13 protein-coding genes are annotated in these 12,618 nt (G+C 61.4%); 4 read left to right on the top strand and 9 right to left on the bottom strand.

The window, feature by feature from the left end; translation table 11 throughout:
* The first annotated feature begins 173 nt into the window (after positions 1-173).
* Positions 174-386: a dodecin gene (locus tag JQ600_RS20405; protein WP_212261757.1), complete on the top strand. Its 213-nt coding sequence runs from the start codon at positions 174-176 to the stop codon at positions 384-386.
* A 49-nt stretch (positions 387-435) separates the two neighbouring features.
* Here JQ600_RS20405 and JQ600_RS20410 read toward each other — a convergent pair whose 3' ends face one another.
* On the bottom strand, positions 436-1,731 hold the full coding sequence (locus JQ600_RS20410) for a hypothetical protein (protein WP_212389756.1): 1,296 nt from the start codon (positions 1,729-1,731) through the stop codon (positions 436-438).
* A 189-nt stretch (positions 1,732-1,920) separates the two neighbouring features.
* On the opposite strand from JQ600_RS20410, the gene JQ600_RS20415 reads away from it, so the two are divergent.
* Entirely contained in the window at positions 1,921-2,796 is an 876-nt protein-coding gene (locus JQ600_RS20415) for an ornithine carbamoyltransferase (protein WP_212389755.1), read from the top strand.
* Between the two features lie 15 nt (positions 2,797-2,811).
* On the opposite strand, the gene JQ600_RS20420 is transcribed toward JQ600_RS20415, so the two are convergent.
* The 3 genes from JQ600_RS20420 to JQ600_RS20430 all read right to left on the bottom strand — a co-directional run bounded on the left by JQ600_RS20420 (position 2,812) and on the right by JQ600_RS20430 (position 5,651).
* Positions 2,812-3,918, bottom strand: coding sequence for a DUF2336 domain-containing protein (locus tag JQ600_RS20420; RefSeq protein WP_212261768.1), 1,107 nt, complete (start codon positions 3,916-3,918; stop codon positions 2,812-2,814).
* Between the two features lie 81 nt (positions 3,919-3,999).
* Positions 4,000-5,040, bottom strand: coding sequence for an HD-GYP domain-containing protein (locus JQ600_RS20425; RefSeq protein WP_212389754.1), 1,041 nt, complete (start codon positions 5,038-5,040; stop codon positions 4,000-4,002).
* A 185-nt stretch (positions 5,041-5,225) separates the two neighbouring features.
* Complete coding sequence (locus tag JQ600_RS20430) at positions 5,226-5,651, bottom strand: hypothetical protein (protein ID WP_212261773.1); 426 nt, start codon at positions 5,649-5,651, stop codon at positions 5,226-5,228.
* A 283-nt stretch (positions 5,652-5,934) separates the two neighbouring features.
* Here JQ600_RS20430 and JQ600_RS37255 point away from each other — a divergent pair, with 283 nt between their 5' ends.
* Together JQ600_RS37255 and JQ600_RS20435 are read left to right on the top strand one after the other, a co-directional pair.
* Positions 5,935-6,069: a hypothetical protein gene (locus tag JQ600_RS37255; RefSeq protein WP_283813379.1), complete on the top strand. Its 135-nt coding sequence runs from the start codon at positions 5,935-5,937 to the stop codon at positions 6,067-6,069.
* Between the two features lie 250 nt (positions 6,070-6,319).
* Entirely contained in the window at positions 6,320-7,402 is a 1,083-nt protein-coding gene (locus tag JQ600_RS20435; RefSeq protein WP_212389753.1) for a methyl-accepting chemotaxis protein, read from the top strand.
* 106 nt (positions 7,403-7,508) lie between these two features.
* On the opposite strand, the gene JQ600_RS20440 is transcribed toward JQ600_RS20435, so the two are convergent.
* The 5 genes from JQ600_RS20440 to JQ600_RS20460 form a co-directional block, all read right to left on the bottom strand.
* Positions 7,509-8,228: a haloacid dehalogenase type II gene (locus JQ600_RS20440; protein ID WP_212389752.1), complete on the bottom strand. Its 720-nt coding sequence runs from the start codon at positions 8,226-8,228 to the stop codon at positions 7,509-7,511.
* Between the two features lie 47 nt (positions 8,229-8,275).
* On the bottom strand, positions 8,276-8,725 hold the full coding sequence (locus JQ600_RS20445) for a GNAT family N-acetyltransferase (protein ID WP_212261779.1): 450 nt from the start codon (positions 8,723-8,725) through the stop codon (positions 8,276-8,278).
* 132 nt (positions 8,726-8,857) lie between these two features.
* Complete coding sequence (gene glpX, locus JQ600_RS20450; protein ID WP_212261782.1) at positions 8,858-9,856, bottom strand: class II fructose-bisphosphatase; 999 nt, start codon at positions 9,854-9,856, stop codon at positions 8,858-8,860.
* Positions 9,857-9,964: 108 nt separating this feature from the next.
* Positions 9,965-11,284 carry a homoserine dehydrogenase gene (locus JQ600_RS20455; RefSeq protein WP_211995012.1) on the bottom strand — a complete coding sequence of 440 codons (1,320 nt, stop codon included), beginning with the start codon at positions 11,282-11,284 and terminating at the stop codon, positions 9,965-9,967.
* A gap of 79 nt (positions 11,285-11,363) precedes the next feature.
* Positions 11,364-12,584, bottom strand: coding sequence for an LL-diaminopimelate aminotransferase (locus JQ600_RS20460; RefSeq protein WP_211995011.1), 1,221 nt, complete (start codon positions 12,582-12,584; stop codon positions 11,364-11,366).
* Positions 12,585-12,618 lie beyond the last annotated feature (34 nt).

A 12,618-nucleotide genomic window follows, 5' to 3' on the forward strand; every position in this document is an offset into this window, starting at 1 on the left:
GTTTTGTCGCAGTTCGTCGGGCGATTGGCTCATGACTTGCCGATCGGGAACCACTCCGGTTGCATCTGGTTATTGTCTGCGAAATCACGACATCCCTTGTCGTTGTCGCATCGTCGCCTTCGGTCGGGGCGAAAGGATGCATCAAGGGGTGCAATCGGCCGGGAGGGTCTAAAATGAAGAATCACGTTTACAAGATTCTTGAAATCGTCGGCTCGTCTGAAACCAGCATCGAGGACGCCATCAATACGGCCGTCGAACTGGCCGGCAAGACGATCCGAAACATGGATTGGTTTGAAGTCGTCGAAACTCGGGGGCACATCAAGGACGGCAAGATTGCTCACTATCAGGTGACCCTCAAAATCGGGTTTACGCTGGAGACGCAATAGCTGACAGTGACGGCGGATTGCGCCTCCGGCTCAATCCGCCCGACGGCTTTCATTGCATCCTCGCGAGTTCATGCGTCAGCGGGAAATCGTTTTTGAGCCAGAGATATTCGTCGCGCTCGACGATGACGGCGCCCGGAGCCATGGTTTTTGCTTCCGGCCAGATTCCGATCAGTTTGCCGTCGATAAGGATGCGATGATCGGCCGCCCGTAGTTCTCCAACCGGCGGCTGGGAGAAGTAGTAGCCAAACAAGTCGCGGTAGCAGTAAGCAAAACCCTGGTCAGCGCCGTTCGCGGTGTCGGCGCGAAGGTCGAACGCGCCTTGTGTCTTCATCCGCTCGGTTGCCCAAGGAAAACCTGTCTCAACGCGAACCGGGATTCGTAACCCCTGACCGGAGGCCAGCGATTTTGGATTGCGCTCGAGATGACCCACCCCGGAGCGGCGGTTGACTCCCTTGCCTTCATAGAAGGTGGCAAGACCGCGCGGCTCCTCGCGATCCAGGAGTCCCCGCCGCCTGGCCTCGGCACGAAATTTCTCCCAGTAATGCGTGACGTCCGGCTTTTCCTCGAACAGGATCGGCCACGCGATTGGCCACCCAAGCAGCCAATAATGGGGATGAGTCGGCGGCCATTGCGCCCTGATCAGTTCCTGCAGATCGGAGGGAATGGGGACCCGGAGAAAGGAATAGCAAGACATGCGCAACAACAGTTTGTTGCGCGGATCTTCCTTGGGGAAAAACCCTTCGCCACGGAAATAGCTTCGCCCGTTGACGTGATCTTCACGCCGACTTCCGATCGGGACAATGTTGTCCTTCCACTTGGTCTCGCGCCACGCCCTGTAATCGGCTTCGGTTGCTTCGGTAATAGTGGCGCGATGGAATTTCAGCTTCGAGACCGGCTGCTCGTAGGCGCTCTCGTGAAGATAAGCGACGAGAAACTCCAGGTTGCCAGCATCCGGCGCCCAGAACACAACGGGAAGGAAATCGGCAGGCACCGGCTCCTTGACAACATCCCGGTCGCAGATATTCGGGCTCTGCACCAAAACGCCCTCGCCGTTTTTTGTGCGAACTCCGAAGATGTAAGGCGCCCAAATCGCGCGCGCGCTTCGCCCTTCGCCGGGGATTTGCCTGACCTGCGAGCCGCAGCCGATAATGACTTCCATATTGAGCGGCTCGCCGCCATGCGACAGTTCGACGACCATCCGGTAAAACCAGCCGAACTTGATGCCTTCGGACGTACCGGGCTGGCAGCCTGACAGGGCGGCCAAGAACAACAACGAAGAGGCAAGGAGGACGGCCTTACGGACGAGATCTGCGGCCGCAGTCGACATCACACCAGCATTCGCCATTGAGGAACCGCCTCAGGGAAACCGGAACAACAATGCGATTGTTCGCTTGAGCCCCGAATGCATTAGAGACACTCGAGCCAAGGTTGTAAACAAGCCCGTAGGATTGGAGCCGAAGAAGTAGTTCCACGCCGCCCGCGCCGGGCGCACGGTCTGGATGGGACGGGCCTAGAAATTAAAAGCAAGAGAACCATGAACGAGAAAGTCCGCGATCTTCTGGCGATCAGCGATCTGAATGCCTCCGACGCGATGGCGATCATCGAGCGCGCCCAGGACATGGCGGCGTTCTGGCGCCAGCGGCGGATGGCTCAAAGCCTGGCCGGCCGTCGGATCGTGCTCGTGGTGAACGACTCCGGCTGGAGGAACACGACGGCCTTTGACCTCGGCATCCAGGCCATGGGCGGCATTTGCACCCATGCGCCATTGCGGTGGGATACGCGGGAGGATTTGCCTGATCTCGCCGCCTATCTCGACAATTGGTTCGACGGAATTGTCACCCGTGCGCCGGATCTGGCCGTCATGCGATCTCTTGCCCATTCGGCGCGCGCACCTGTCATCAACGCCCGTACCCGGCAAAACCATCCCTGCGAAACGCTCGGCGATCTGGCCTTTCACCTCCACCGGCACGGCCGTATCGAGGGGATCAAGGTCGGGGTTGTCGCTCCAAAATCCAACATTCTGGGATCGTGGATCGAGGCTGCGGCGGTCCTGCCGATCAACGTCGTCCAGGTCCATCCCGACAAATGGCTCGACCAGGATGCCGCGGCTTCCACGCTGCGCTTTCGCACCAGCGCCGATATGAACGAACTTGTTGATGCCGACCTTGTCGTCACCGATTGCTGGGCAGCCGATGCTGAACCCGAGGAGTTGCTTGAATATCAGGTCACGCCCACACTGCTGGACAGGCTCCACCCGGAGGCCGACTTCGTGCCCTGCCCTCCGGTATCCCGTGGCAAAGAGGTATCCGCCGATGCCATGACGCATCGGGCATGTCGCGTTATTGAAGCCAAAGCCTTTCTGCTCCACGCCCAAAATGCAGTTCTGGCGTGGGCATTCGACGTCTCCTGACGTCAGCGCAGATTTCTACTGCCGTGCCGCAGCTGCACAATTAATCTTTTTCGCCGCCATTCGATCGGCTCCGAACCGCGCCGTCCACTGCGCCACAGACAGCAATAAGGTGTCAAATACCTCGTGAGCTTGATCGAGCTCGCGTTGCGTCGGCGGCGCGCAACCTGGCCGATTGCGGATGATCATCGTCATTGTCGACCAGCTTAACCTGCTGGCTCTGCACGCCACGATCAGTCCATACAACCGCTCTGGCTCCATCAATGGCTCAATTGCCTCGATCTTCACCTCAGACAACAATGAGAGCGCTGCCACCACGTGGACGTATTCGCTCCGAACCGCAAACCGGTTCACCGTTGAATCGTTGAGCTTGCCGGAGCGATTGAGCGCCAGGACCTCGGCCTGCGCCTGGGTGTAGTCAATCTTCTTTCGCGGAGCGGCGTTGATCGGTTTGGCGTTCGTCCCACGCGCCTGCACAACCGGCCGCGGTGCCGTCAAAAATCGCGCCCGCACGATGTCGGTCGCCTTTGTGAGCAGCTCTCGCAGCAAATTCGCAGGAATGTCCAGTCGGAGGCCGAGCTTTTCGGTGAGGCTTTCGTCACGCTCGGCCCTTCCGACAAGCGTCGCGTAACCGCATTCGGAGAACCGCGCTCCCGCATTTCGCGCGAGCGCGTTGGAGACGTTGACATCGCCAAGCCTCATCAGCGCATCGGTCAGCGTTTCGCTGAGAGTATTTCTGCCGGAGATTGCCAACAAATGCTGCTGGCTACGGGTCTTGACGATTTCAATAAGGTCCGCTTCCGACAGACGATTGGAGTTTCGCAGAACGGGCGCAGCCACCAAGGGATCATCGTGAAACGCAAGCTTGCGGATGGTCTCGCACGGCGCGAGATCCGTCGTGGACAGGGCTTCGCTCAGGTGGACCAGGGTTGCTGCCTCGATCCGCCCGATCAGGGGCACAAGGACGCCATCGAACGCAGCTATCTGGGATTCACGGAGGCGATCGACATTGGACAAGAACAGGGCCGCCACCTGCTTCAGAATTCGGGCATCCCGCTGAGCCGACTCATCCTTTGCGGCCCCGGTCAGTCCCGCGATAGAATCCGGCGATGCTGCGGCCACCATGGCTAGTCTAGCTCCATATGAGAAGTCCGGGCTGAAATTGTCTTGCAGAAAACGTCGCAAACCTCATTCCGCAGTTTTGGGTCATGCCGTTAGCGCCACGTTCTGAAACGCCTTCACGAGCGACCGTTCCAGCTTTCCATCCATGGCGCACAGGATCTTGTAGGCATCCTGCCGGGACATTGCCGGTCTGTACGGCCGCGACTCGATGAGCGCGGCGAAAATGTCGGATATCGTCAGCAATCGTACGAGGTCGGAAATCTCCGGCGCCGTCAGCCCATCGGGATAACCGGAACCATCCAGAAACTCGTGGTGGTGCCTCACGCCATCAAGAGTCTCCGGGCTAATTCCCGGCAGAGCCTTCAATAATTCGTATCCGATAATCGGATGGCGTTTCATGATCTCTTCTTCGCCCGGGTCAAGACGTCCGGGCTTGTCGAGAATAGCCAGGGGAATGCGTGCCTTTCCGACATCGTGCAGAGTGGCGGCCAGTCCGAGCCGCTTTACGTCGGCATTGGAGAACTTGATACTCAGGGCGAAGCCGACCGCCACTCCCGTGACCAGCAGGCAGTGCTGGAAGGTGCCCTGGTGATAGCGGCGCACGTCGTCAAGCCAGACGCCAAGTCCGTTCTGCTCGATACCGTTGACGATCTCCGATGTGGCGTCCTCGGCACTCGAAAGCGTTAGCGGTTTGCCCTCCCGTATCGCCGCAAACATGGATGCGAAGGCTGCCGCACCATCGGTGATCTCGGTTGATGCGACGGCAATGCCGGCCTGCGCGGCCCTCTGGGCGACATCGATTTGCTGCAGTTTCGATATGATTTCCTTTGGACGCGAAACCACGGCTGTCGCGCCAAGTGCATACGCCTGAGCCACCATGTGGTGCAGATGGTTCTGAACGACAAACAGCTTTTCAGAAGCGCAACGCAGGTCCTGCAGGACACGCTTGATCTGTTCCACGGGGACTGGCTTGCGCAGGTCGGCGTCAACCATCAATACGCCGCCTGAGCTGATCCTCGCGTTGCCGGTCCCCAGCAATTGGGGCTGAACGTCATATTGCGGCTCCAGCATCGCGCGGATGGCTGGAATCTTCGTGGGTTCATCGGTAACGAAATGAACAAGCATGGTGCCACCTGTGAAAGCCGACTCTGCGGTCTCTCCGGTTCAGCGAACGCAATGGTGAACAATCATTCCAAGCAATAACGGATAATCGTACGCAAACCTCCCTAACGGGAGATTGCCGCCATGCCGGTTTTTCTCCGGACTTCTACGTAACCTTGTTGGGTGAGGGGTCCGCCCTGCCGCGCTGATCAGGCCGGCGTGACGACGACGTAGGGAATGCTGATCAAGATAACCGCCAGCTCGACCGCATTGCACAGCATGCCGCCCCAATGCAGCCGCCGCAGCCGGCGCACCGCACCGGCGTCGCCGGCATCCCTGGCACGAAGCTGCGCATCCCACCGCTGCAGAAACCAGCGACGCGCCCAGACCGCGAAGGCCGCGATCAAGGCAATTCCAATGGCGACAAACAGCCGGCCCGTCATGGCAACGGCGACCGTCCCAATGGCGCCGGCAATGGCCACCATCAGGAAATAGGAGCTGAACATGCCGCGCAACAGCTGGGTGACCGGCGGAATGTCGAGCGACACCAGCAGAAAGGCCGGCGCCGCCAGCAGGAAATAACCCATCGGAAACAGCAGGACGACGGTGGCGAACAAGGCGACGGGATCTGGCATTATCGACACCCCTTCTTGGCCCGGCGGGCGAGGGTTTTTCCTTCGGAAGCTTACCGCAATATCCGCCGGAAGATAGCTTCGACACTATTGGGCTTTCGTCGGAGTAGCACGCGGCGCGGACTGCGCCTTCTGCGAGCGGCGTCGGAGACGTCGGCTCCAATCCGCCCTGTCGACTGTTGCCGTTTCGGTTGTCACCCGGGGAACAGCGCCGCCATCGCCGATCCGTCATTGTCCTGATCAGACCGATGCAATGTTGCACCGGGACAGCAACAGGAGAAGCAACATGGAACGCGCGAACGAAAAGTCGATCGAACTGACGGCAAAAGAACTGGACGCGGTGACCGGCGGCAAGTTGGGCAACGGCACCCTGCCCTTCAACCCCTTTTCCCCGCCCTCGGTCCCGAAGAAGACCTACTGAGCCAGCGCCGGCGACCCCCGACCTCACCCGTCGGGGTTCGCGTCGTTTCGCTGCGGAGCCCCGTCGCTGCCTAAAAAATGACCTGCACAAACAACGTGCACCTCGCCTCCGTACAACTACGCAAGGCGACCCGGAATTTAAACCCGCTATTAGGCAAGATTCGCGACAACGGATGGAACGTGCGCCCACCTAAATCCCGATTCGCTCTGCAGGAGATCGATCGAGGGGGCGAAGGCAGAGGAAGTTCCAGATGTCCGTCGCGCTTGCAAGGTCGACCGCCAAAACCGCGGCCCATTCAGCGACCGACGAGGATGAATCCGACATCTCCGCGCTGATCTCCCGCCTCACCGCCGAGGTCAACCAGGTCGCCTGCGACAAGACCAAATCGATCCAGAAAATCACCAACCAGATGAAGATGCTGGCGCTGAACGCGCTGATCGAAAGCTCGCGCGCCGGCGCGCAGGGCGCCGGTTTTGCCGTGGTTGCGCAGGAAGTCCGCAACGTCGGCCAGCAGGTCGAAACCATTGCCCGCGAGCTGGAAAGCCAGCTCACCAACCGCACCGGCAATTTGATGAACTCGATCGCGCGGATGAGCGACCGGTCGCGCGGCGAGCGCATGGTGGATCTGTCGCTGAACGCCATCGAGCTGATCGACCGCAACCTCTATGAGCGCACCTGCGACGTGCGCTGGTGGGCCACCGATTCAGCCATCGTCGACTGCGCCGCCTCCCCCGATGCTTCGGCTGTCGCGCATGTGTCGGAGCGGCTCGCGGTGATTCTTGGCGCCTATACCGTGTATCTGGATCTGTGGCTCTGCGACCTCGACGGCAATGTGCTGGCCAACGGCCGGGCGGATCGCTATGGCGTCGTCGGCCAGAACGTGGCGTCGACCAAATGGTTTCGCGACGCGCGGGCTTTGCGCTCGGGCGACGACTATGTCGCGGGCGACGTTGAATCCCAGCCCCTGCTCGGCCACGCCCAAGTCGCCACTTATTGCGCCAGCGTGCGCGCCGGTGGCAAGGCGAACGCCGCCGCGACCGGCATTCTCGCGATCCATTTCGATTGGGAAGCGCAGGCCCGCGCCATCGTCCAGGGCGTGCGCGTCGGTGCCGCCGACAAGGCCCGCGTGCTGCTGGTCGATTCGCAATTCCGCGTCATCGCGGCCTCCGACGGCCAAGGCATCCTCACCGAGCGCGTGCAGCTTTCACTGGATGGACGGCGCAGCGGCTTCTACCAGGACCGATCAGGCACGCTGGTCGCGTTTCACGCGACGCCGGGCTACGAGACGTATCGGGGACTTGGCTGGTACGGGGTGATATTGAGCGCCGCGTAGTTGCGGAAGTGGCCAGCGTAGCCCGGATGAGCGCAGCGACATCCGGGGTTCTCTCGTACTGACACCCGCATATCGCTCCGCTCATGCGGGCTACAGGCCGCAGCTGCTAACACCCCATCCGGTCGGCAATGCCGCCAAAATCTTTCGCCACGATGTCCCAGTCGCCCTTGGCTTCGAAATCGTATTTCTGCAGGGGGCCGTATTCGGTCGGGCGCGCGACGAAGGCGGTCTTCAAACCGTATTTCTGTGCGGCTTTCAAATCCTGGTTATGCGCGGCGACCATCATGACCTGCTCCGGCGGCAGGCACAGCAATTTTGCCGCGCCGAGATAGGTTTCGGGATCGGGCTTGTAATGCTCGAACAATTCGGCCGACATGATAAGGTCCCACGGCAGCCCGGCGAACTTCGCCATGTTGGTCAATAGCGCAACATTGCCGTTGGAGAGCGGCGAGATGATGTATTTTGTCTTCAGCCGCGTCATGCCCGCGACGCTGTCCGGCCAGGGATGCAGGCGGTGCCAGCCCATGGTGAGGTAATGCAAATCGGCGTCGTTGAGCCCTGATATTCCGAGCTGCGCGACCAGCTTTTCCAGCGATTGCCGGTGCAGCGTGTCGAGGATCATGTAGCCGCGTTCGGGATGTTTTCTCACTTCATCCATCGAGGCCGAATAGACCGCGCGCCAGCCGTCAACGAGCGCGGTCCAATCCGCCTTGATGCCCCGTGTCTGCGACCATTTGGTGAAATCCGCGATCAGGCTGCTGCGCCAGTCGACGACGGTGCCGAAGACATCGAACACCAGCGCTTTGACCGCCGAAATATCAGACATGCTTGCTCCCCCTGCCCTTGTTGTTCTTGATTGGTCGGACGCGACGATTAAAGCACCTTACGGTATTGGATGAATCCGAGATTGTCGGCAACCTTGTCGTAGAGCGCACGCGCCTGCGCATTATTCGATTGCGTCAGCCAATAGACCCGGCTTGCCCCCGCCGCCTCGGCCTTTTGATACACCGCCTCGATCAGCGCACGCCCCAGCCCATGGCGGCGCACGTCATCCGCGACGTACAGATCTTCGAGGTAACAATATCGCTTCGGCGCCCAGGTCGAGCGATGGAACAGGTAATGCGCGAACCCGGCGAGCCGGCCATCGACATAGCCGCCGAGCGCAAACATCGTCTCGTCCGGATCGTGAAACCGCGACCAGGCGAGATCGCTGACGTCCTGCGTCAGCGCCGTCTTGTAGAAGGCGAGATAGCCGTCCCACAGCGGATTCCACGCCGCACGTTCGTCTTCGCCGATCGGCCGGATGATGATTTCTCCAGCCATTTCCATGTTCCTCACAAAGCGTTTTCAAGCGAAGTGGGTACCGGTTCGCGTCAAGAAAACGCGTCAGAACAATCAAGGAGATTAGAGCGTTGGCTCTGATTTCAATCAGAGCCAACGGCTCCAATCGAGTCTCTAATCGAGGTGGAACTTGTCCAGTTGCCGGTGCTCGGCCTTGATGTAGCGGACAGTACCAGTGACCGAACGCATCACGACGGTTTCGGTTTCGATGACGTCCTTGCGGAACTTGACGCCGGACAGCAGGGAACCAGTGGTAACGCCGGTCGCCGCGAACAGGCAGTCGCCCCGCGCCATGTCCTCGATGCCGTAAATCATCTTGGGATCGGTGACGCCCATCTTGTAGGCGCGCTCGCGCTTTTCCTCGGAGTCGAGGATCAGGCGGCACTGCATCTGGCCGCCGATGCAGCGCAACGCGGCCGCCGCCAGCACGCCCTCGGGCGCACCGCCGGTGCCGATATACATGTCGACGCCGGTATTGTCGGGGTCGGCGCAATGAATCACGCCGGCGACGTCGCCGTCGGTGATCAGGCGCACCGCGGCGCCCGTGCTGCGAACGCCGGCAATGATGTCGGCGTGGCGCGGACGATCGAGCACCAGCACGGTGATTGCTGCGGGATCGACGCCTTTTGCTTTGGCGAGCCGGCGCACATTGTCGGCGGGCGAAGCGTCCAGTTCGACCACGCCCTTGGCGTAACCGGGACCGACCGCCAGCTTTTGCATGTAGACGTCAGGCGCGTGCAGCAGCGTGCCGCCATCGGCCATCGCCATGGTCGCGATCGCGCCCGGCATGTTCTTGGCGCACAGCGTGGTGCCTTCGAGCGGATCGACCGCGATATCGACCTGCGGGCCGGCGTTGAGGCCGACCTTCTCGCCGATGAACAGCATCGGCGCCTCGTCGCGCTCGCCCTCGCCGATCACGATAGTGCCTTCGATCGGCAGCTTGTTGAGCTCGCGCCGCATCGCGTCGACCGCGGCCTGGTCGGCCGCCTTTTCCTGGCCGTGGCCGCGCAAGCGCGCGGCCGAAACCGCAGCGCGTTCCGTTACCCGCACGATTTCAAGCGTGAGAATGCGCTCGAGCAACAGTTGCGGCGGAACGGAAATATGGGTCGACATAACAAGCACTCCTTTGAGTCTTCACAGCGGACCATTCGGTCCGCATATCAGTTTCTTGTGGCGCACAATCTGGGGATCGCGCATGTGCGCGAACCGGGGGATTGCGCGCTAGTTCTTCTCAATCCGTATCACCTGCGGCCGGCCGCTGATCACTTTGTCGCGCTGCACCGCTTCCAGCGCACGATAGACCGCATCTTCAGAGGTTGCATAGGTAATCAGAATAACCGGAACCGGTGACGCTTTCTTGGTCGACCCGTTGGCATCAACGCCGTCGGGATGACGCTGCACGATCGATTCCAGCGATATCTTCTGTTCCGCCAGACGGGTCGCGATGGTGGCAGCGGTTCCAGCGAGGTCGCGCGCCATCAGGCGGATATAATAGCCGCCCTCATGGCGTTCCATCGGCGCTTTTGTGGTCGCGCGCAGGCGCTCAACCGGGCGTCCGAACGGCTTGGCGCGAATCCCGCGCGCCACATCGGCGATGTCTGCAACGACGGCGGACGCGGTGGCCGCACCTCCGGCGCCCGGGCCGACCAGCGTGATTGGCGGAATGCCCTCGCCGTCGATGGTGACGGCATTGGTGACGCCCATCACTTGCGCAATCGAGGATGATTTCGGCACCATGGTCGGATGCACGCGCTGTTCAATTCCCTTCGCCGTCCGCACCGCGACCCCAAGCAATTTGACCCGATAGCCGAGTTCCTCAGCGGCGCGCAGATCTTCCGGCGCGATCGAGGAGATTCCTTCGACGTACACCGCGCTCTGTGCAACCTTCGTGCCGAACGCGAGGCTGGCCAGGATCGCAAGCTTTTGGGCGGTGTCGTGGCCATCGACGTCGAACGACGGATTGGCCTCGGCATAGCCGAGCCGCTGGGCGTCCTTCAGGCATTCGGCGAACGACAGGCCCTCCTGCTCCATCCGGGTCAGGATGTAATTGCAGGTGCCGTTGAGGATGCCATAGACGCGATTGACTGACGTGCCGGCCAGCCCCTCGCGCAGGGTCTTGATGACGGGGATCGCAGCCCCCACCGCCGCTTCGTAGTTCAGCGCGCCGCCATGCTTCTCGGCGGCCTTCGCCAGCCGCACGCCGTGCTTGGCGATCAGCGCCTTGTTGGCTGTCACCACTGATTTGCCTGATTTGAGCGCCGCCTCGATCGCCGACAGCGCCGGATCGCCGGAACCGCCCATCAGTTCGACGAAGCAATCGATGCCGGGGTGATTGGCCAACGCCAGCGGGCTTTTGACCCATTCGATGCCGCGCAGATCGAGCTTGCGCTTCTTCACCTTGGAGCGTGCGGTGACGGCGACGACGCGCACGCCGCGACCACTGCGCGCCGACAAGGTCCGCGCCTGCGCTTCGATGAGGCGGACGACTTCGGCGCCAACAGTGCCGAGCCCCGCGATGCCCACTTTCAGGGGTGCGACCATGACCAAAAAACCTGCCGAAGAGAGCTAACCAAGCACGATCTGGTTCCGAAAACCGGAAGTCCGCTTTTCGGGATCATGCCTACCGCCGGTTGGCGAGAGGAACCACGTTGTGCAACGTTTCAATGCCGCTTTCAAGGAAGCGGCGCACGCCGCGCGCGGCCTGGCGAATACGCTGCTCGTTTTCCACCATGGCGATGCGGACATAGCCCTCGCCGTGCTCGCCAAAGGCGACGCCCGGCGACACTACCACGCCCGATTTCTCCACCATCAGGGTGGCGAACTGCATGCTGCCGACGCCCTCAAAGGCCTTCGGCAGCGGCGCCCAGGCGAACATCGAGGCGGCTGGCGGCGGAATATCCCATCCCGCGCGGCCAAAACTTTCCACCAGCGCGTCGCGGCGCTTGCGGTAGGTGTCGCGCATCTCGCGAATGCAGTCATCCGGTCCGTTCAGGGCTGCGGTGGCCGCGACCTGGACCGGCGTGAACGCGCCGTAGTCGAGATAGGATTTCACCCGCGCCAGCGCGGCGATGATCCGCTCATTGCCGACGGCAAAGCCCATGCGCCAGCCCGCCATCGAAAACGTCTTCGACATCGAGGTGAATTCGACTGTGACGTCGATCGCGCCGGGAACCTGCAACACCGAGGGCGGCGGGTTCTTGTCGTCGAAATAGACTTCGGCATAGGCCAGATCCGACAGGATGAAGATCTCGTGCTTCTTCGCGAACGCCACCAGATCCTTGTAGAAATCGAGGTCGGCGACATAGGCGGTCGGATTGGAGGGATAGCAGACGATCAGCGCGATCGGCTTCGGGATCGAATGGATGATCGCGCGCTCCACCGCTTCGAAGAATTGCGGCGTCGGCTCCGAGGGTACCGAGCGGATCACGCCGCCCGCCATCAGGAAGCCGAAGGCGTGAATGGGATAGCTCGGATTGGGGCACAGCACGACGTCACCGGGCGCGGTGATCGCCTGCGCCACATTGGCGAAGCCTTCCTTGGAGCCCAGGGTCGCTACGACCTGGGTTTCCGGATTGAGCTTGACGCCGAACCGGCGCGCGTAATAGGCGGCCTGCGCCTTGCGGAGCCCGGTAATGCCGCGCGAGGCCGAATAGCGGTCGGTCCGCGGCTTGCCCAGCGTATCCTTCAGCTTCTCGATCACATGGGCCGGCGTCGGCAAATCCGGGTTGCCCATGCCGAGGTCGATGATGTCGGCACCCGCGTTCCGCGCGGCCGCCTTGGCCCGGTTGACCTGTTCGAACACGTAAGGCGGCAGACGGCGGATGCGGTAGAAATCTTCCATGGGACCCTTGCTCCGACGACCAGCGGGACAGAAT

This window comes from Bradyrhizobium sp. AUGA SZCCT0176, from assembly GCF_018130145.1.
In the GTDB taxonomy this organism is placed as follows: Bacteria; Pseudomonadota; Alphaproteobacteria; order Rhizobiales; family Xanthobacteraceae; genus Bradyrhizobium.

What these genes read in the sequence shown, in the direction of transcription:
- JQ600_RS20405 (WP_212261757.1), top strand. Translation starts at nt 174, where the DNA reads ATGAAGAATCACGTTTACAAGATTCTTGAAATCGTCGGCTCGTCTGAA.
- JQ600_RS20410 (WP_212389756.1), bottom strand. Translation starts at nt 1,731, where the DNA reads ATGGCGAATGCTGGTGTGATGTCGACTGCGGCCGCAGATCTCGTCCGT.
- JQ600_RS20415 (WP_212389755.1), top strand. Translation starts at nt 1,921, where the DNA reads ATGAACGAGAAAGTCCGCGATCTTCTGGCGATCAGCGATCTGAATGCC.
- JQ600_RS20420 (WP_212261768.1), bottom strand. Translation starts at nt 3,918, where the DNA reads ATGGTGGCCGCAGCATCGCCGGATTCTATCGCGGGACTGACCGGGGCC.
- JQ600_RS20425 (WP_212389754.1), bottom strand. Translation starts at nt 5,040, where the DNA reads ATGCTTGTTCATTTCGTTACCGATGAACCCACGAAGATTCCAGCCATC.
- JQ600_RS20430 (WP_212261773.1), bottom strand. Translation starts at nt 5,651, where the DNA reads ATGCCAGATCCCGTCGCCTTGTTCGCCACCGTCGTCCTGCTGTTTCCG.
- JQ600_RS37255 (WP_283813379.1), top strand. Translation starts at nt 5,935, where the DNA reads ATGGAACGCGCGAACGAAAAGTCGATCGAACTGACGGCAAAAGAACTG.
- JQ600_RS20435 (WP_212389753.1), top strand. Translation starts at nt 6,320, where the DNA reads ATGTCCGTCGCGCTTGCAAGGTCGACCGCCAAAACCGCGGCCCATTCA.
- JQ600_RS20440 (WP_212389752.1), bottom strand. Translation starts at nt 8,228, where the DNA reads ATGTCTGATATTTCGGCGGTCAAAGCGCTGGTGTTCGATGTCTTCGGC.
- JQ600_RS20445 (WP_212261779.1), bottom strand. Translation starts at nt 8,725, where the DNA reads ATGGCTGGAGAAATCATCATCCGGCCGATCGGCGAAGACGAACGTGCG.
- glpX (WP_212261782.1), bottom strand. Translation starts at nt 9,856, where the DNA reads ATGTCGACCCATATTTCCGTTCCGCCGCAACTGTTGCTCGAGCGCATT.
- JQ600_RS20455 (WP_211995012.1), bottom strand. Translation starts at nt 11,284, where the DNA reads ATGGTCGCACCCCTGAAAGTGGGCATCGCGGGGCTCGGCACTGTTGGC.
- JQ600_RS20460 (WP_211995011.1), bottom strand. Translation starts at nt 12,584, where the DNA reads ATGGAAGATTTCTACCGCATCCGCCGTCTGCCGCCTTACGTGTTCGAA.